Genomic DNA, 17,671 nt, shown 5'->3' on the forward strand with positions numbered 1-17,671 from the left:
GCAGGGCCGCTTTCGGCTCGTGGGGCTGGGGTACGCTGCGGCGACCCGGCCGCACCGCCCGGCCCGACGACATCACCGAAGAGGTCATGCAGACGCCATGGAATCGCCCCGCCCCGACCCCACCCAGCTCGCCCTATTGCACCGCCTCGCCGGAGCCTGGTCAGGGCCCGAGCGCAATGCCGACGCAGCAGGCGCGACGGCCGCCTCGGTCGGCCATGGCCACTACCGGATCGCCCTGGACGGCGGCGCGCTGATCCACGACTACCGCCAAGACCGCGACGGCAAGACCGTGTTCCGTGGTCATGGCGTGTTCCTGGTCGAGCCCGGCAGCGATCAGGTGCTGTGGTGGTGGTTCGACTCGCTGGGCTATCCGGCCGCGCCGGCACGCGGGCGCTGGCACGGCGACTGCCTGCACTTCGACCAGGTCACCCCGCGCGGCGAATCGCGCTATCGCTACGAACTCGACGGCGAGCGCCACCGCTTCGTCATCGAGAACCGCTTCCCGGGCGAAACCGACTTCGCCGAATTCATGCGCGGCGACTACACTCGCCAGCCCTGACAGGAGATCGCCCGATGCGTTCGATGCCGCAAACCGCCCTGCTGAGCCTGTTGACCCTCGCCGCATTGCAGACCGCCGCGGCGCAGACGCCGGCGCGCCCGATGCAGGAGATCCTCGACGCCAGCCAGCCCGCCGACTGGCGCGCGCTGGACCCGAAGAACACCTTGTACGTCGAACTGCCGCGCGGCCGCGTGGTGATCGAGCTGGCGCCGCAGTTCGCGCCGGCGCACGTCGCCAACATCCGCGCCCTGGCCACCAATCAGTACTGGAACGGCCTCAGCATCAACCGCTCGCAGGACAACTACGTCGTGCAATGGGGCGACGCGAACGCCGAGGACGCGGCCAAGCGCAAGCCCTACGGCCGCGGCGTCAAGCCGAAGCTGCCGGCGGAATTCGCCCGCAAGAGCCAGGGCCTGGCGATGACCGTGCTGCCCGACGCCGACGGTTGGGCGGCCGAGGCCGGCTTCGTCGCCGGCTTCCCGGCCGCACGCGATTCGGCCACCGGTTCGAGCTGGCTCGCCCATTGCTACGGCACCGTCGGCGCCGGTCGCGACATGGCCGCCGATTCCAGCAACGGCACCGAGCTGTACGTGGTGACCGGGCAATCGCCGCGCCACCTCGACCGCAACATCACCACGGTCGGGCGCGTGGTCAAGGGCATCGAGCTGCTGTCGTCGCTGCCGCGCGGCACCGGCAACCTGGGTTTCTACGAGACCCCGGCCGAGCGCACGCCGATCCGCGCGATCCGCCTGGCCGCCGACGTGCCGAAGGCCGAACGCGCCAACCTGGAAGTGCTGCGCACCGATACGCCGCTGTTCGCCGAGTTGGTCGAATCGCGCCGCAACCGCCGCGACGATTGGTACAAGCAACCGGCCGGCCACATCAACATCTGCAACGTGCCGCTGCCGGTGCGCGAGCAGGCCGCGCAAGCCGCGGCGCAGCCGTCCAAGGCGAAGGCCAAGGGTAAGAAGCGCTGAAAGTAACGTTGCATCGCCGGCGCCGGGCCTTGCATGGCCGGCGCCGTTCGGCGCCGGCCTCAGTCGTGTTCGGTGCCGATCGGCATCGGCCTCAGTCCCGTTCGGCGCCGCCCGGCGCCGGACTCAATCCCGCTCCGGCCCGCGCGACAGCGGCTTGGCGCTGGCACCGCGCTCCAGCGCCTGCGGCTGGAACAGGCACATCCGCACCACGTCGTGGTAGCGCCCGTCGCTGAAGAATTCGTCGATCAACACGCCTTCGCGCTGGAACCCGGCCTGCTCGTAGATCGAGATCGCGCGCGAATTGTCGACGTCGACCAGCAGATAGAGTTTGTACAGATTCAGCACGCGGAAGGCGTAGTTGATCGCCATGTCGGTGGCCGCGCGCGCGTAACCGCGGCGCTGCTGTTCGGGCGAGATCATGATCAGGAATTCGGCGCGCCGGTGCAGGTGGTCGATCTCGACCAACTCGACCAGCCCGACCCGCTCTTGCGAGCCGTCCTGGACGATGAAGCGGCGCTCGGACTGGTCGTGGATATGCTTGCGGTACAGCTCTTCGAGTTCGACGAAGGACTCGTAGGGCTCCTCGAACCAATAACCCATCACGCTGCGGTTGTTGTTGAGCACGTGGACGAAATGCAGGTCGCCGCGCTCCAGCGGACGCAGGGTGACGCTCGGCACGGGATGCTCGTCGGCGGAGGTCGTAGTCATGGCCGTTACCCTACTCCACCGGCATGCAGCCGGTGTGACGTTTTACCCACGTTGCGCATCGCAATAGACGGACCGGCGGCGGCGCTTCACATCGCCTTAGCCGTCGGCTGCCTAGCCTGCGGACTCCCCACTGCGCGAAGGTTCCGCCATGCCCCTGCTCAGATTGCGCATCACCGGCAACGAGAACGACGCGCGCGCCATCGGCAACCTGCTGTCGAGCCTGGAAGGCATCGAACACGTCGAGGAAGTCGCCGACCTGATGCCGCATATGGACGACTCCGATTCCAGTTCCGCCGGCCTGCCGGACGACGCCGGCCCCGGCGTGCACGAGCTGGAAGTCGACGCGCCCAACGCCTCCACCGCGAACAAGGTCCGCGAAGCGGTCGAAGCGCTGGCCTTCGACCTGGACGTGCTGGTCGAGTTCGAAACCGACGAAGAACGCTGAGCCGGCGACTGCGCCCATCACGGGCGCAGCGCCGGCCCGCAGGCCGGCGGCGCGCGGCGCTATCAGCCGCCTCGGGCCTTGCGGCGATTGCGGATCGTGCGGCGGATCAGCCACACCAGCGGCAGCAATACCGCCAGCACCGGCAACAACACCGCGAAGGCGCGGATCAGGAACGCGACCACCGCCGCCACGATGCCGCCGAAATCGCGGAAGGCTTCGCCGATCTCGCTGCGGCTGGCCTGGGCGCGGGTGGTCTCGAAGTTGAAGGTCACCAACTGGGTGGCGATGCGCCGCTGCTGTTGTGCGGCCTCCTGCTGCGCGCCCTGCAACTGCGCCTCGATCTCGGCGATGCGGTTCGACAGGGTCAGCACGTCGGCGACCTTGAGGTCCTTGCGGTCCTGGAACTCGAGCAAGCGCGCGTGCTCTTTCTGCAAGCGGTCCTGCAACATCGTGTTGCTGCGCACCGCGGTGGCCAGGTCGTCGGCCTGGATGCTGCGTTCGCTGATCTCATCGCCCTTGCCGGCCAATGCGATCAGAGGCTCGACGCCCTCGGGCACGATGCGCACCTGCAGGGTCGCACTCGGCTCGTCGCCGCCGCTCTGGTTCATGCCGAGCACCGCGCAGGCGCCGAGCTTGCCGCCGTTGCAGGCCGCCTGCACGGCCTGGGCCTGGACGGCGATGCGCTCGCCCGGCAAGCGGATCCGCAGTCGGTGCTCGTAGGCCAGCAACACGCCGAGATCGGCCTTGTCCGGCGACGGCGCCGAGCCGCCGGCATCGGGCTTGCCGAGCTCGGCCATCGGCACTGAGGGCGCGGCGACCGACTCTTCCATCGTCGCGGCGTTGTGCTTGCTGCACGCGCCGAGCAGCCCCACCGCCAACGTCGCGGCCAGCAGCCGCTTCGCGAATCCATACCCCATGATCTTTCTCCTTGGCCTGTTGTGATCCCTTCGGCCCGCGCACTATGCCACCGCGGCCGGGCACGCAGCGGGTTTCCGCTGGGCGCCGTCACGATGACTAACGTCGGGCCGCCTCCTTCGGGGTTGAACACCCCTCGGAAACACAGCAAAGACCGGAGAGCGGTGCCGCGGTGAAGCACTGGATTTCCGTCTTCACGGGAACGACCGTGGGTAGATCTCGCTACAACTCTCCAACTGTCATCCCCGCGAAGGCGGGGGTGAATGGATGCGCTTGCGAGCCACTGGCTCGCGCAGCCATGAACGCCAGGGCGCCAAGCGCCCTGGCCGTGCCGTAGAGACTTCAGAGCGATGCCTCAATGAAGCCCTGGGTGTTCGGCTCCGCCGAAGTAAAGCGGAGCCCGCCTTCGCGGGAACGACGACGTATAGATTTCGCTGCGTCTCACCCCGCCGCCTTCCCCGCATAGGCGGGGATCCAGAGACTTCAGAGCGATGCCTCGGTAAAGCCCTGGGTTCCCGCCTACGCGGGAACGACGTTAGGTAAGTTGCGCCGCGCTCGTATGAGCCGTCATCCCCGCGAAAGCGGGGATCCAGAGACTTCACAGTCGTGCATGGGATCGCGCGATCAGAACTTGTGCTTGAACCCCACCGTGACGAACCGGCCCAAGGCGTCGTACTGGCTGATGTCGTAGGGCAGCGCGCCGCCGGCCGGATCGAACGGCGGGTCCTTGTCGGCGAGGTTCTGCACCGACAAATACAGCGTGGTATCGCGCAGGCCTTCGTAGCCCAGGTACAGGTCGAACTGGTGGTGGTCGTCGACCTTGGCGTCCAGGCCCGGGTTGCTGCGCGCATCGACGACCTGCTGCCGGTAACCGCCGATGTAGCGCCACGACAGCTGTGCGTTCCAGTCGCCGCGGCCGTACGCCAGCGAGGTGATGCCGCGCCACTTCGGCAGCGCGCCGAAGCGGTTGCCGCCGGCGCCTTCCAGCGCGCCCTGGCCAGCGACTTGCGGCTGCTCGTAGCTCAGCAGGCGGGTCCAGGTGCCGTCGAGGATCCAGTCGGCCTCGCCGGCATGCCAGACCTTGCGGCCTTCGATGTCGAAGCCGGTCGTGGTCAGCGTGCCCTGGTTGGCGTAGCGGTTTTCGACCAGTTGCAAGCGGCCCTGCGCATCGCGGGTGACTCGGCCGGGATTGGTCTGCGGGTTGGAGACCACGAACTGGACGTTGTCCGGCGCGATCAGGTCGTCCTGGCGGATCCGGTACAGGTCCACGCCGAGGCTGGTGTCGGCGTCCGGCGCCCACAACACGCCGAGGTTGATGTTGCTGGAACGCTCGGCCTTGAGGTCGGGATTACCGGCGCGCAGGATGGTCACCCCGCGCGAGGCCCCCGGCTGCACCGGGTCGTACGGGTCGATCACGCTGCCGTAGCTGATCGTGGTGCTCTGCGCGATCTCCGGCAACGACGGCGCGCGGAAGCCGCGCGACGCGTTCAAGCGCAACAGCCAATCGTCGCTGGCCTGCCAGCGGATGCCTAGCTTGGGCGAGAACGCGCTGCCGAAATCGTCGTAGTGGTCGCCGCGGCCGGCCAACTGCACTTCGACCTGCTGCCAGGGCTTGAGGCTGAGCTCGAAGAACGCCGCCGACACGCGGCGGCTGCCGTCGATCAGGTTGATCGCAGGGCGCAGCTCGGTGCCCGACAGCACCTGCGGGCTGGTGCGTGCGTCCTGGGCCTCGTCGCGGAACTCCACGCCCGCGGCGACGCCGACATCGCCCGCGCGCCACTGCCACGGGAAACCGGAGACCTTGCCGCTGACCGTGCTCAGGCGATAGGTGCCCGGGCGCCGCGTCGACAGACGCAGCGCATCGAGCGCGCCCGGCGTGCGCGAGGGGTTGAGGAAGTCGTAACTGCCGCTGGCCAGGGTCTGTTCGAACGCGTAGCGGTTGAGGAAGTTGCGCACGTATTCGCGCTGGCGGCTCTCCGAATGGCTGGCGGCGACTTCCCAGTCCCAGGTCTCGCCGTGGCCGCGCAAACCGACCAGGGTGCGCTGGAATTGCGACTTGTTGATCTTGTAGCGCGCGCCCAGGTCGAGGAAGGAATACTCGAACGGGGTCGGCACCGCATTGGGATTGTTCGGATGCCCGACCGGCAACACCGCCGGAATGTCGACCAGGCGACCAGTGCCACGGTCGTAGGCGCGCAGACCGGCGCCGACCGACATCGGCGCGCTGAAATAGGTGCCGTTGTGGCTGGTGCTGTAGAGGATCTCGGCGAAGCCCTGCAGCGAATCGTTGAACCACACGTCGCCGGCGACCAGCGCCTGGTAGCGCTCGACGTCCGGCACCAGGGTGCGGTAGGGCTGGGTATTGAACGCGCAAGCGTTGCCCGGCAACGGGCTGCCGAAGTCGGCGTAGGGCCGCGACTGGGTGCCGGGCTGGCACGCAAACGCCACCGGCGCGCGCGGGTTGGACAAGTAGGCGCCGCCCTGGGTCGACCAACCGGCGAGGCGTCCGCCGGGCTGGTCGCGATAGTCGCCGTCGCGGGTCAGGTCGCGCTCGTCGGCGTCGAGACGGCCGCGCTTGAACACGTCCAGGCTGAAACGCAGGCTGTAGCCGTCCTTGGCCGAATCGCCGTGGCCGGCGCGCAGGCCGAGGCTGCTCTGATCGATGCCGCCCTCGGTCGCCGCGCCATAGGCCGCATCGACTTCCAGGCCTTCGATCTTGCGGCGCAGGATCAGGTTGACCACGCCGGCGATCGCGTCGGAACCGTACAGCGCCGACGCGCCGTCCTTGAGGATTTCCACGCGCTCGATCGCGCCCAACGGCAAGGCGTTGAGGTCGACGAAATTGTCCTGGGTGTTCTGGGCGAAACCATACGAGGCCACGCGATAACCGTTGACCAGCACCAGAGTGTTCTTCTGGCTGAGGCCGCGCAGCGACACGCCGGCCGAGCCGTTGGCGAAGCTGCCGGTGTACTGCTCGTTGAAGCTGTTGCCGCTGTTGACGGTAAGGCTGCGCAGCAGGTCGGACACGGTGACCTTGCCGCTCTTCTCGATCTGCGCGCGATCGATCACCAACACCGGGTTGACCCCGGCCTCGTCGCTGCGCTTGAGGTTGGTGCCGGTCACCTGGACCGCGTCGAGGGTGACGCCGGCCGCGGCGTCGGCTGCGGTCGCGGCTGCAGCATCGTCGGCCTGCGCCAGCGGCGCGGCCAGCGCGATCGAAAGCGCAAGAGCGAGGCGTCGGTAGCGCACGCCGGGGCGGGACGAAACAAGAGCGAGGGACATGGGGCTTCCTGGGGACGAGTCGAAGGGAAAGACGAAAAACAAACAAGAACGCCCGCCCGGAACGGCACGCAGCCGCCGGCGCTGCGCAAGCGCAGTGCGGTCACGAGAAGGAGAGGGAATCGCGGGACGGCGTTGCCGCGCGGCCGCGTACCGATCCGGGACGGGCGAAAAACCTTGCTGGCAGGATCAACCCGTCGCGGGCATCACCTGCCGGCTACAGCGACAGCGCATCGGCATTCGCGCGATGGCCCGGAGCTGCAGCGAAGCGAACATGGTCGCGAGCGGAGATTTCAGGATCGAAGCGGACATGGCGGCAAAGACGAACGTGAAGAGCGAGCGGACGGACGGAGACGAAGCGATGCGCGATTCAGCGGCAACACTCGCGACAGCGACAGGCGCGCATGGAACGGCGCGATGCGGCATGGGGTTTCGTCGGTCCTGCAGGATGCACGGTGAAGTCTTCGGCAGCGGAGAAAGGGCCGCCGAGGCCGGCGACGAGAGATATGTTGCATCGCGATAAAGCGACGTCAATCGACGCGGACGGCCGACTCGCCGGCTTCGCCGCCATGGGCCGCTGCGATCCTGAACCGGGCGATGCGCCGGCGAATCGGGCGAATCGCACGCAAGCCCCGCAGGCCAAGGCTTGCACGCGATCGCGCCAGTGCGGCCCGGTGTTCATTATTCAGGTCGCCTCATGCCGCGGGGCGCATGAGCGCATTGCCGATGGTTATGTCGCCAGCGCCCGCGGAAACCGCGAAATCCGACGCCGGACACGGCCGTTGCGCAGAGGACAGGATCGGAAAAGTCGCATTCGGTTGTGGCACACGGCCGGCGGCCGACCGCCGCAGCTTGCCCATATCGGCCCGCAGCCCCGCTCCCCGCCCGGACCTATGACCCATGCGCACCCCATCGCCTTCGCATATCCTCCGCGCATTGCGGCCCGGCCGCCCCCCTCGACCGAGATCGGATATGCGCCTGTTGCGTCCCTCGCAGCTCTCTTTCGTCCTCACTCCGGCCCTGTTGGCCCTCGCGTTGTCGGCCTGCGGGCCGCACGAAACCGGCGCGCCCACCGCCACGGCCAAGACCGCCGCCGCGCCCGCGGCGAGCTCCGACCCGGCCGTCGATGCCGCCTTCGCCGCGCTGTCCAAGCGCTGGCTCGATGGCGTCATGCGGATCAACCCGGTCAGCGCCACCCAGATCGGCGACCACCGTTTCGATGGCGAGATCGACGACCTCAGCGCCGCCGGCCGCCAGCGCCAACTCGACTTCAACCGCAAGCTGCTGGCCGAACTCGATGCCGTCGACGCCACCCGCTTGTCGCGCGAGAACCAGGTCGATGCGGCGATCCTGCGCAACCGCCTGCGTTCGGAAGTGTGGTCGATCGAAACCCTGCAGAACTGGGCCTGGGACCCGATGGTCTACAGCGGCCTGGCCGGCGACGCGATCTACAACCTGATGGCGCGCGAATTCGCGCCGATGCCGCAGCGCCTGAAGTCGGCGACCGCGCGCATGGAGAAGATCCCTTCGATCTTCGCCCAGGCCCGCGCCAACCTCGACCCGGCGCGGGTGCCGAAGATCCACGCCGAGACCGTCGCCAAGCAGAACGCCGGCGTGCTGAGCCTGATCGACACCTTCATCGTGCCCAACGCCGGCCAGCTCAAGGGCGCCGAGCGCAAGCGCCTGGACGCCGCCGTCGCCGGCTTGCGCAAGGCCGTCGCCGAGCAACAGGAATGGCTCGACAAGACCCTGGTGCCGAACGCCAAGGGCAATTTCCGCATCGGCCAGACCCTGTACGACGAAAAGCTGAAGTTCTCGCTCAACTCCTCGCTGTCGCGCGCCGAGATCATGCAGCGCGCGCAATCCGAACTGGCCCGCGTGCGCGCCGAGATGTACGCGATCGCGCAGAAGGAACTGACGGGCAAGCCGGGCGCGCCGGAATTGCCGGACAAGCCGAAGCCGGAACAGCAGCAGAAGGCGATCGAGGCCGCGCTCGAGTTGGCCTATGCCGACAAGCCCGCGCGCGACAAAGTCGTCGACTTCGCCAAGCAGACGCTCGAAGAAGCCACCACCTTCACCCGCGCCAAGAACCTGGTGACCGTGCCCGACGCGCCGGTCAAGATCATCCTGATGCCGGAGTTCCAGCGCGGCGTGGCGCTGGCCTATTGCGATTCGCCGGGCCCGCTCGACAAGGGTCTGGACACTTATTACGCGATCTCGCCGATTCCGGACGACTGGAGCGATGCCCAGGTCGACTCCTTCCTGCGCGAGTACAACACGCGCATGGTGCATCTGCTGTCGATCCACGAAGCGATGCCGGGCCACTACCTGGAAGGCGCGCATTCGGCCAAGGCGCCGTCGACCCTGCGCGCGGTGCTGCGATCGGGCGTGTTCGCCGAAGGCTGGGCGGTCTACACCGAGGACGTGATGGCCGATGCCGGCTATCTCGACAACGACCCGCTGTTCCGCCTGGTCCAGCTGAAGTTCTACCTGCGCAGCATCGGCAACGCGATCCTCGACCAAGGCGTGCAGGTCGAAGACTGGAGCCGCGAACAGGCGATGCAGTTCATGACCCAGCAGACCTTCCAGCAGGAGCGCGAAGCCGCCGGCAAATGGGTCCGCGCTCAGCTGACCTCGGCGCAGTTGCCGACCTATTTCGTCGGCGCGCAGGAACACTTCGACATGCGCAAGGCCGTGGAAGCCAAGCTCGGACCGAAGTTCGACGCCAAGACCTACCACGACCAGGTGCTGTCCTACGGCGCACCGCCGGTGCGGTTCGTGCGCGAGCTGATGCTGGACGAACCGATTCTCTGAGGATCGGTTCGCCGCAACGGGAGCCCGCCGCATGGCGGGCTTTTTGTTGGAGTGCGTTCTTCCACCTGACCTATCGCGCACGCGGCCAGCCGGAGTGACGCCGCCGCTGATCGCCCGCGGTCGCGGCTTGCGCCGCTCCTACTCCTGTTGCGCGGCTCTTGGGTAGGAGCGGCGCAAGCCGCGACCGCGCCGCCTCGGCAGCGACGAAACCACGGCGGACCCGGCTGTCCCAGACGACGAAATGACGCCACAACCGGCCGCGTCGCCCCGGCCTCGGCCTCGGCCCCGTTCCTGGATCGCGGCAAGCGAAGGCGAGAACCGATCGACCGGTGATATACCTCGCCACTCGCCTGGGATAGCCTCGCTCACGCTTCCGGATTGACCCTCGCTTTATGTCCCGGAGCGCATAGTGGCGCAGAGCCAGGCAACAACCTTCGTAATCGGAGAGGTCTCATGTCCAGTGACAACGCCGTGGCGTCGGCAAGCCCGCCATCGGCGACGCCCGACCCGGCACGCGCCGGCGCAGTGTCGCGCCCGGTGCGCCGCCGCCGTGGCGCGCGCGTCGACGACACCGTGGATGCGATCGCCGCCGAAGTGCCGGTCGCGCTGATCTACAACGGCACGCCGTTCGCGGTAATGATGGCCACGCCCGAGGACCTCGCCGATTTCGCCCTGGGTTTCTCGCTCAGCGAAGGCATCGTCGCCCACGCCGACGAGCTGCAGGTCGGGGAAATCGCGACTTCGCTCGAAGGCATCACCCTGCAGCTCGCCATTCCCGAGACCCGCGCCGCCGCGCTCGAACAACGCCGGCGCAACCTGCAAGGCCGCAGCGGTTGCGGCGTATGCGGCACCGAAAGCATCGAAGCGGTGCTGCGGCCGCCGCCGCGCCTGCGCGACAGCGCGCCGATCCGCGTCGGGGCCTTGCACCGCGCCTTGCGCGAGCTGCGCGAACGCCAACCCTTGAACGCCCTGACCGGCGCCACCCATGCCGCCGGCTGGGCCGACCGCGACGGTCGCCTGTTGTTCGTGCGCGAAGACGTCGGCCGCCACAATGCCCTCGACAAGTTGATCGGCGCCTTGGTCGCCGCCGGCCTCGACCCCTTGCAGGGTTTCGCCGTCGTCACCAGCCGCGCCAGTTTCGAGATGGCGATGAAGGCCGCGCAGGCCGGCATCCCACTGTTGGCCGCGATCTCGGCGCCGACCGCGCTGGCGATCGCGCTGGCCGACTCGGCCCACCTCACCCTGATCGGCTTCGCCCGCGACGACGGGCACGCGGTCTACACCCATGCACGGCGCCTGATCGAAAATGGCCCGCGCGATCCGCGTGCCGACGAAGACGGCGACGACGACGCAATGGAAGCGAACTCATGAGCAAGAAAACCATCCGCCCCTACGACGGCCCCGCCGGCGGCTGGGGCGCCTTGCGCAGCGTCGCCCGACACCTGCTCGAACAGGACGTGCCGGTGCACGGCGCGCGCACCCTGCTCTCAGCCAACCAGCCCGACGGCTTCGACTGCCCCGGCTGCGCCTGGCCCGACCGCGACCACACCTCGACCTTCGAGTTCTGCGAGAACGGCGCCAAGGCGGTGGCCGCCGAAGCGACCAAGCACCGCGCGACACCGGAACTGTTCGCCCAGTACACGGTCGCCGAGCTCGCGCGCTACAGCGACCATTGGCTCGAAAACCAGGGCCGCCTGACCCATCCGATGCGCTGGGACGCCGCCAGCGACCGTTACTTGCCGATCGGCTGGGACGAAGCCTTCGCCCGCATCGGCGCACATCTGAACGCGCTGGATTCGCCGAACCAGGCTTTGTTCTACACCTCCGGGCGTTGCAGCAACGAAGCCGCGTTCCTGTATCAGTTGTTCGTGCGCGAGTTCGGCACCAACAACTTCCCCGACTGCTCCAACATGTGCCACGAACCCTCGGGCACGGCGATGAAGGCCCAGCTCGGCGTCGGCAAGGGCACCGTGCTGCTGGACGATTTCGAGGTCGCCGATGCGATCTTCATCTTCGGCCAGAACCCGGGCACCAACCATCCGCGCATGCTCGGCGAGCTGCGCAAGGCGGCCAAGCGCGGCGCCGCGATCGTCTCGTTCAACCCCTTGCGCGAACGCGGCCTGGAGAAGTTCGCCGACCCGCAGGACAAGCTGGAGATGCTGCACAACGGTTCGACCCGGATCTCCTCGGACTATTTCCAGTTGCGCATCGGCGGCGACCTGGCCGCGGTCAAGGGCATCATCAAGCGCACCCTCGAACTCGACGCACAGGCGCAAGGCGAAGGCCGCGAGCGCGTCATCGATATCGCTTTCATCGCCGAGCACACCCGCGGCTTCGAGCGCTTCGCCGCCGACGTCGCCGCGGAAACCTGGGAGACCATCGAAGCCGAATCCGGCCTCAGCCGCGCCGAGCTCGAACGCGCCGGCGACCTGTATGCGCAAGCCGGCAGCGTGATCTGCTGCTGGGGCATGGGCATCACCCAGCACAAGCACTCGGTCGCGACCATCCACATGCTGAGCAACCTGTTGCTGTTGCGCGGCAACATCGGCCGCCCCGGAGCCGGCCCCTGCCCGGTGCGCGGCCACAGCAACGTGCAGGGCGACCGCACCATGGGCATCTACGAAAAGCCGTCACCGGCCTTTCTCGACCGCCTGCACGAAGTGTTCGGTTTCGAACCACCGCGCGAACACGGCCACGACACGGTCGGCGCGATCGAGGCTATGCTCGACGGCCGCTGCAAGACCTTCTTCGGCCTCGGCGGCAACTTCGCCACCGCCACGCCCGACACCGAGGCCACGCATCGCGCCCTGCGCCGCTGCGACCTCACCGTGCACGTCACCACCAAGCTCAACCGCAGCCACCTCGTGCACGGGCGCGACGCCTACATCCTGCCCTGCCTCGGCCGCACCGAGATCGATATCCAGGACAGCGGCGCGCAAGGCGTCACCGTCGAGGATTCGATGAGCATGGTCCACCTGTCGGCCGGCATCAACGCGCCGGCCGCGCCGACCCTGTTGTCGGAACCGGCGATCGTCGCGCGTCTCGCCGCGGCCACCCTCGGCGCCCGCAGCAAGGTGCCTTGGCTGTGGCTGGTCGGCGACTACGACCGCATCCGCGACAAGATCGCCGAGGTGTTCGAAGACTTCCACGATTTCAATCGACGCGTGCGCGTACCCGGCGGTTTCCACCTGCCCAATGCCGCGGCCGAACGGCGCTGGCTCAATGCCGAGGGCAAGGCGTTGTTCAAGACCCATGCGGTGCCGACCGACCTGCCGGTGCACCGCGCGCGCGCCAGCCAGCAGCGGCCGGTGTTCACCTTGGCGACGACCCGCTCGCACGACCAGTACAACACCACCATCTACGGCATGAACGACCGCTATCGCGGCGTGTTCGGCGAGCGTCGGGTGTTGTTCATCCATCGCGACGACATCGCCGTCCTGGGCCTGAGCGCCGGCGACTGGGTCGATCTGGAAAGCCTGTGCGAGGACGGCGTCGAACGCATCGCCCGGCGCTTCCTGTTGGTCGAATACAACATCCCGCGCGGCTGCCTGGCCGCCTACTACCCCGAGACCAACGCGCTGGTGCCGCTGTCGAGCTTCGCCGACGAGGCGCGCACGCCGACCTCGAAATCGATCCCGGTGCTCGTGCACCCGCATGCGCCGCAAGCGGCGCAAAGCTTGCAAGCGTCCAAGGACATCGGCCTTGTCCGAGTCGACTGAGGCCCTGCTGGCGATATTGGCCGACGAAGCCGACGGTGTGTCGCTACCGCGCCTGTGCAAGCGCCTGGGCCTGCGCATGAGTGTGTTACTGCGCGAGCTGGCGTGGATCGGCGAGGACGCCATCGGCGGCCATACCGGTCCGGGTTGGGTGCGGGTGGAGACGCGCGGCGAAACCCAGGTCGCGGTGTTGACCGAGCGCGGGCGCGAACGGCTGCGAGCTGGTGAGGATCGCGCTTAAAACGGTCGCCACTGACTCAGCCCAGAAGGCCGATTTGCGCCGTTGCTGCCCTGGCGCGGTCGCGAACCATCGGCTATGGCGTCACTCGCGCAACGCCGGCCTCGACTCAAAAACTGCGCCCATCCACCGGCACCACCTTGACCGAAGCCAGGTCCACCCCCTCCAGGCAACGCACGTTGATCGCCGTCATCAGCGTGCCGTCCGGCATGCTGCCCTGGCTGAAGGACGAAATGCCGCAGTGCTTGCAGAAATGATGGTCGATGCTGTTCTTGTTGAAGTGATACAGGCCGAGATCGGCCGGATCGGTCTTCAACACGAACGAGGCCCGCGGCACGAACCACAACAGGCCGCCGCGCCGCTGGCACATCGAACAATTGCAATCGATGGCCTGGTCGATCTCGCCTTCCACTTCGTAAGCGACCTTGCCGCAGTGGCAGCCGCCGGAATACTTGGTCATCGCATGCTCCCGCCGCGGCGCGGCGTCCGTGAAGACACGAGGATAACGCCGCCGCGCTATGCTCGTCGCCCTAAATCCGACACTCCTCGCCGCCTACCCGGCCCGCGCCGCCAACACGCCAACGGAGCGCCTCATGGACTCGATCGTCGGCAGCACCATCATTCCGTCCCTGCGTTACCGCGACGCGCCCGCCGCGATCGAATGGCTGTGCCGCGCGTTCGGTTTCGAGAAACACGCCGTCTACGCCGACGGCGATACCGTGCACCATGCCCAGCTGACCTACGGGCCGGGCATGATCATGCTCGGCTCGGTCGACGACAGCAGCGAATGGGGCCAGCGCATCGTCCAACCCGATGAGATCGGCGGGCGCGAGACTCAGGCCTGCTCGGTGGTCGTCAGCGACGCCGACGAGCACTATGCGCAGGCGCGCGCGGCCGGCGCCGAGATCGTGGTCGAGATCGCCGACCAGGACTACGGTGGACGCGCCTACACCTGCCGCGACCTCGAAGGCCGACTGTGGTGGTTCGGCACCTACAACCCGTGGAACTTATGAATCGCAAACGCAGCAGCGACTCCGCACCCGGCGACCTGTTCGCCGCTCCCGCCGCCCCGGCTTCGACCGCGGCCGGCGATTTCGGCGCCGGCCCCGGCCCGGTCGAGGGCATCCGCGCCGGCATCGGCGGCTGGACCTTCGTGCCCTGGCGCAACAACTTCTATCCGGACAAGCTGGTGCAGCGGCGCGAACTCGAGTTCGCCAGCCGCCAGCTCAGCAGCATCGAGATCAACGGCACCTACTACAGCGCGCAGAAGCCAGCCACCTACGCCAAGTGGGCGGCGGAAACGCCGGAGCATTTCGTGTTCTCGCTGAAGGCGCCCGGCCGCATCACCCAGGGCGGCGCCCTGGCCAAGGCCGGCAACGGCGCGAAGGCCTTCATCGATGGCGGCTTGAGCGAATTCGGCCAGCGGCTCGGGCCGATCCTGTGGCAGCTGACGCCTAACCGCGTGTTCGACCGCGACGACGTCGCGGCGTTTCTGGACAACCTGCCGCGCACGCTCGACGGCCGCGCCCTCAAGCACGTGCTGGAAGTCCGCCATCCGAGCTTCCTCGACGAGGCCTATGTGCGGCTGGCGCGCGAGCGCCGCATCGCCACGGTATTCACCGACTCCGACGAATACCCCTCCTTGGCCGACGTCACCGGCGATTTCGTCTACGCCCGGCTGATGCGTTCGCGCAGCGAAGTGGCGACAGGCTATCCCGAGTCCGAGCTGGATGACTGGAAGCAACGCGCGCAGGCCTGGGCGCAAGGTCGGGATCGCCCCGAGCTGCCGCATGTCGCCGCGCCCGTCGAGGGCGGCAAGCCGCGCGAGGTCTTCGTCTATTTCATCAGCGCCGCGAAGGAACGCAACCCGGCCGCGGCGATGCGTTTGCTGGAGAAGCTGGGCGCACGATGAGGGGTTTTCGTTGTGCCCTCGTCGTAGCGGCGCCGGCCTGCGGGAGGTCGCGCCGGCGTACGTAACATCGCGGTCGCGGCTCGCGCCGCTCCTACCCCAGTGCACGGCTTTAAGGGGTAGGAGCGACGCAAGTCGCGACCGCATTCGTTCCGATCGCGCCGATACCCACCCCCGCTGATTTCCCGCCCGTCACGCAACGCTTCGCCGCCCCCGATTCGGTGCCACAATCGCCCAACGGTCGCCCGCCACGCAGGCGAACACCGCACCGATCCCACAGCGAGCCTCCGCCATGGCCAGTCGTCGCGATTTCCTCGGCACCGTCTCCCTCGCCGCTACCGGCCTCGCACTCGCGCCGCTGGCCGCATGCAGCCACGAATCGCCGCCGTCATCGGTCGACGTCCCGGCGCCAGCGGCGGTCGAGGCGCCGTTCTCCGGCACCCTGCTCAAGCGCACGATTCCCGCGACCGGCGAATCCATCCCGGTGATCGGCATGGGCACCTCGGGCAGCTTCGAGGTCGGCACGGACGCGGCATCGCGTGCGCCCCTGCGCGAGGTGCTGAAACGTTTCGTCGATGCCGGCGCCCGCGTCATCGACACCGCGCCGACCTATTCCAGCGCCGAGGACGTGCTCGGCGATCTCGTGGCCGAAGCCAAGCTGCGCGAGCGCCTGTTCCTCGCCACCAAGCTGTCCGGCGTCAGCGGCCGCGACGAAGGCCTGGCGCAGTTCGAAGCCTCGCTGCGGCGCCTGCGCACCGATCGCATCGACCTGCTGCAGGTGCACAACCTGGGCGACACCCGCACCCAACTCGCGCTTGCGCGCGAACTGAAGCAGCAAGGCAAGGTGCGCCTGGTCGGCCTGACCCACTACCGCGAACAAGCGCAGGCGCAACTCGCGCAAGACATGCGCGCGTTCAAGCCCGACTTCGTCCAGATCAATTATTCGCCGGTCTCGCGCGCGGCCGAACGCACGGTGTTTCCGCTCGCGCGCGAGTTGGGCATCGCGGTGATGATCAACCGCGCCTTCGAGGACGGGCGTTTGTTTTCCCAGGTCAAGGGCAAACCGTTGCCGTCTTGGGCTGCCGAGGTCGGCGCCGATTCCTGGGCGCAGTTGTTCCTCAAGTTCGCCCTCGGCGAGGCGGCGGTGACGGTGGTGATCCCGGCGACGTCCAAGCCAAAGAACCAGACCGACAACCTCAAGGCCGGCATCGGCCCTGTGCTCGATGCGAAACAACGCGAGGCCTTGGTCGCGGCGATCGGGTGACAGCTTGTCGCCATCTTGCCCCTGTAGGAGCGGCGTAAGCCGCGACCGCAGGGTCAGGCACTCGCGCCGCAGCGACACGTTGAAGCGCCCCCGCACGCACGAAGGGCGCGACAGCCTCGCTATCGCGCCCTTCGTTCCATCCCACGCAACGATCAGTAAGCGACGGTGAAGCGCTTGCGCGAATGCGCCGGCTGCTCCAGTTCGTCGATCAGCGCGACCGCATAATCCTGCACCGAGATGCTGCTCTCGCCCTTGTCGTCGACCAGCAACTGATCGCCGCCGACGCGGTAACGGCCGCTGCGCTCGCCCGGCACCAAGTGCGCGGCCGGCGACAGAAAGCTCCAGTCCAGGCTCTTCTCCTCGCGCAGCGTGTTGAGCACCGTACGCATGGCTTCGGCGCCGTCGCGGTACTCGGCCGGGAAGCCCGGCTGGTCGAGCACCTGCTGGCCCGGCGCGATCTCCAGGCTGCCGGCGCCGCCGACCACGAGCAAACGCGGCACCCCGGCCTGCTTCAGGCCTTCGACGATCCGGGTATAGCCGGCGACGGTGTCGCGGCCGACGTTCGGGTTCTTCCAGCCGCCGGCGTTGTACGAGGCGATCACCGCGTCGTGGCCGCGGCTGAGTTCGGCAACGGTCGCGGACGCCGTCGCGTCGCCGTCGATGCTGGCCGGCTTGGCGGTCAGGCCGTCGTGCGCCTGCAGCGACGAGGTGTCGCGGGCGACCGCGGTGACGCGGTGGCCGCGCTGCAGGGCTTCTTGGAGCAGGGCGCGGCCGACGTAACCGGTGGCGCCGATCAGGACGATGTTCATGGGGGACTCCCGTAGTGGATTGGACGGGATATAGTTTG

Annotated in this window: 15 protein-coding genes; 10 read left to right on the forward strand and 5 right to left on the reverse strand. The window is 68.1% G+C overall.

What is annotated here, in order from left to right:
• The first annotated feature begins 97 nt into the window (after nucleotides 1-97).
• Nucleotides 98-559, forward strand: coding sequence for a DUF1579 family protein (locus ACKN61_RS17715; protein WP_408950631.1), 462 nt, complete (start codon nucleotides 98-100; stop codon nucleotides 557-559).
• Nucleotides 560-573: 14 nt separating this feature from the next.
• Nucleotides 574-1,536, forward strand: coding sequence for a peptidylprolyl isomerase (locus ACKN61_RS17720; protein WP_408950632.1), 963 nt, complete (start codon nucleotides 574-576; stop codon nucleotides 1,534-1,536).
• Between the two features lie 123 nt (nucleotides 1,537-1,659).
• Here the strand turns inward: ACKN61_RS17720 and speG are convergent, their stop codons facing one another.
• Nucleotides 1,660-2,244: a spermidine N1-acetyltransferase gene (speG, locus tag ACKN61_RS17725; protein WP_408950633.1), complete on the reverse strand. Its 585-nt coding sequence runs from the start codon at nucleotides 2,242-2,244 to the stop codon at nucleotides 1,660-1,662.
• Between the two features lie 148 nt (nucleotides 2,245-2,392).
• Between speG and ACKN61_RS17730 the strand changes: the two genes are divergently transcribed.
• Nucleotides 2,393-2,689 carry a hypothetical protein gene (locus ACKN61_RS17730; RefSeq protein WP_031372893.1) on the forward strand — a complete coding sequence of 99 codons (297 nt, stop codon included), beginning with the start codon at nucleotides 2,393-2,395 and terminating at the stop codon, nucleotides 2,687-2,689.
• A 62-nt stretch (nucleotides 2,690-2,751) separates the two neighbouring features.
• On the opposite strand, the gene ACKN61_RS17735 is transcribed toward ACKN61_RS17730, so the two are convergent.
• Entirely contained in the window at nucleotides 2,752-3,606 is an 855-nt protein-coding gene (locus ACKN61_RS17735; RefSeq protein WP_408950634.1) for a DUF4349 domain-containing protein, read from the reverse strand.
• A gap of 622 nt (nucleotides 3,607-4,228) precedes the next feature.
• Nucleotides 4,229-6,886 (reverse strand): TonB-dependent receptor, encoded by a 2,658-nt coding sequence (locus ACKN61_RS17740; protein ID WP_408950635.1) that lies wholly within the window; start codon nucleotides 6,884-6,886, stop codon nucleotides 4,229-4,231.
• A gap of 969 nt (nucleotides 6,887-7,855) precedes the next feature.
• On the opposite strand from ACKN61_RS17740, the gene ACKN61_RS17745 reads away from it, so the two are divergent.
• The 4 genes from ACKN61_RS17745 to ACKN61_RS17760 all read left to right on the forward strand — a co-directional run bounded on the left by ACKN61_RS17745 (nucleotide 7,856) and on the right by ACKN61_RS17760 (nucleotide 13,654).
• Complete coding sequence (locus ACKN61_RS17745; RefSeq protein ID WP_408950636.1) at nucleotides 7,856-9,697, forward strand: DUF885 domain-containing protein; 1,842 nt, start codon at nucleotides 7,856-7,858, stop codon at nucleotides 9,695-9,697.
• 453 nt (nucleotides 9,698-10,150) lie between these two features.
• Entirely contained in the window at nucleotides 10,151-11,068 is a 918-nt protein-coding gene (gene fdhD / locus ACKN61_RS17750; protein ID WP_408950637.1) for a formate dehydrogenase accessory sulfurtransferase FdhD, read from the forward strand.
• Nucleotides 11,065-13,416 carry an FdhF/YdeP family oxidoreductase gene (locus ACKN61_RS17755; RefSeq protein ID WP_408950638.1) on the forward strand — a complete coding sequence of 784 codons (2,352 nt, stop codon included), beginning with the start codon at nucleotides 11,065-11,067 and terminating at the stop codon, nucleotides 13,414-13,416. The genes fdhD and ACKN61_RS17755 overlap by 4 nt, the downstream gene beginning before the upstream one ends.
• Nucleotides 13,352-13,654: a hypothetical protein gene (locus tag ACKN61_RS17760; RefSeq protein WP_408950639.1), complete on the forward strand. Its 303-nt coding sequence runs from the start codon at nucleotides 13,352-13,354 to the stop codon at nucleotides 13,652-13,654. Before ACKN61_RS17755 ends, ACKN61_RS17760 begins: the two co-directional genes overlap by 65 nt.
• A 106-nt stretch (nucleotides 13,655-13,760) precedes the next feature.
• On the opposite strand, the gene ACKN61_RS17765 is transcribed toward ACKN61_RS17760, so the two are convergent.
• Entirely contained in the window at nucleotides 13,761-14,111 is a 351-nt protein-coding gene (locus tag ACKN61_RS17765) for a GFA family protein (protein WP_031372886.1), read from the reverse strand.
• Between the two features lie 133 nt (nucleotides 14,112-14,244).
• Between ACKN61_RS17765 and ACKN61_RS17770 the strand changes: the two genes are divergently transcribed.
• The 3 genes from ACKN61_RS17770 to ACKN61_RS17780 all read left to right on the forward strand — a co-directional run bounded on the left by ACKN61_RS17770 (nucleotide 14,245) and on the right by ACKN61_RS17780 (nucleotide 16,824).
• The gene (locus tag ACKN61_RS17770; RefSeq protein WP_408950640.1) at nucleotides 14,245-14,664 is read left to right on the forward strand and encodes a VOC family protein; all 420 of its coding nucleotides are present in this window, start codon (nucleotides 14,245-14,247) and stop codon (nucleotides 14,662-14,664) included.
• Nucleotides 14,661-15,563, forward strand: a complete 903-nt coding sequence (locus ACKN61_RS17775) for a DUF72 domain-containing protein (protein WP_408950641.1) — start codon at nucleotides 14,661-14,663, stop codon at nucleotides 15,561-15,563. The genes ACKN61_RS17770 and ACKN61_RS17775 overlap by 4 nt, the downstream gene beginning before the upstream one ends.
• Nucleotides 15,564-15,852: 289 nt before the next feature.
• Nucleotides 15,853-16,824 carry an aldo/keto reductase gene (locus ACKN61_RS17780; protein WP_408950642.1) on the forward strand — a complete coding sequence of 324 codons (972 nt, stop codon included), beginning with the start codon at nucleotides 15,853-15,855 and terminating at the stop codon, nucleotides 16,822-16,824.
• Nucleotides 16,825-16,976: 152 nt separating this feature from the next.
• Here ACKN61_RS17780 and ACKN61_RS17785 read toward each other — a convergent pair whose 3' ends face one another.
• Nucleotides 16,977-17,633, reverse strand: coding sequence for an NAD(P)-dependent oxidoreductase (locus tag ACKN61_RS17785; RefSeq protein WP_408950643.1), 657 nt, complete (start codon nucleotides 17,631-17,633; stop codon nucleotides 16,977-16,979).
• Nucleotides 17,634-17,671: the final 38 nt, after the last annotated feature.

It is taken from the genome of Lysobacter sp. Hz25, from assembly GCF_046097045.1.
GTDB lineage: Bacteria > Pseudomonadota > Gammaproteobacteria > Xanthomonadales > Xanthomonadaceae > Lysobacter > Lysobacter antibioticus_B.

What these genes read in the sequence shown, in the direction of transcription:
- ACKN61_RS17715 (WP_408950631.1), top strand. Translation starts at nt 98, where the DNA reads ATGGAATCGCCCCGCCCCGACCCCACCCAGCTCGCCCTATTGCACCGC.
- ACKN61_RS17720 (WP_408950632.1), top strand. Translation starts at nt 574, where the DNA reads ATGCGTTCGATGCCGCAAACCGCCCTGCTGAGCCTGTTGACCCTCGCC.
- speG (WP_408950633.1), bottom strand. Translation starts at nt 2,244, where the DNA reads ATGACTACGACCTCCGCCGACGAGCATCCCGTGCCGAGCGTCACCCTG.
- ACKN61_RS17730 (WP_031372893.1), top strand. Translation starts at nt 2,393, where the DNA reads ATGCCCCTGCTCAGATTGCGCATCACCGGCAACGAGAACGACGCGCGC.
- ACKN61_RS17735 (WP_408950634.1), bottom strand. Translation starts at nt 3,606, where the DNA reads ATGGGGTATGGATTCGCGAAGCGGCTGCTGGCCGCGACGTTGGCGGTG.
- ACKN61_RS17740 (WP_408950635.1), bottom strand. Translation starts at nt 6,886, where the DNA reads ATGTCCCTCGCTCTTGTTTCGTCCCGCCCCGGCGTGCGCTACCGACGC.
- ACKN61_RS17745 (WP_408950636.1), top strand. Translation starts at nt 7,856, where the DNA reads ATGCGCCTGTTGCGTCCCTCGCAGCTCTCTTTCGTCCTCACTCCGGCC.
- fdhD (WP_408950637.1), top strand. Translation starts at nt 10,151, where the DNA reads ATGTCCAGTGACAACGCCGTGGCGTCGGCAAGCCCGCCATCGGCGACG.
- ACKN61_RS17755 (WP_408950638.1), top strand. Translation starts at nt 11,065, where the DNA reads ATGAGCAAGAAAACCATCCGCCCCTACGACGGCCCCGCCGGCGGCTGG.
- ACKN61_RS17760 (WP_408950639.1), top strand. Translation starts at nt 13,352, where the DNA reads ATGCGCCGCAAGCGGCGCAAAGCTTGCAAGCGTCCAAGGACATCGGCC.
- ACKN61_RS17765 (WP_031372886.1), bottom strand. Translation starts at nt 14,111, where the DNA reads ATGACCAAGTATTCCGGCGGCTGCCACTGCGGCAAGGTCGCTTACGAA.
- ACKN61_RS17770 (WP_408950640.1), top strand. Translation starts at nt 14,245, where the DNA reads ATGGACTCGATCGTCGGCAGCACCATCATTCCGTCCCTGCGTTACCGC.
- ACKN61_RS17775 (WP_408950641.1), top strand. Translation starts at nt 14,661, where the DNA reads ATGAATCGCAAACGCAGCAGCGACTCCGCACCCGGCGACCTGTTCGCC.
- ACKN61_RS17780 (WP_408950642.1), top strand. Translation starts at nt 15,853, where the DNA reads ATGGCCAGTCGTCGCGATTTCCTCGGCACCGTCTCCCTCGCCGCTACC.
- ACKN61_RS17785 (WP_408950643.1), bottom strand. Translation starts at nt 17,633, where the DNA reads ATGAACATCGTCCTGATCGGCGCCACCGGTTACGTCGGCCGCGCCCTG.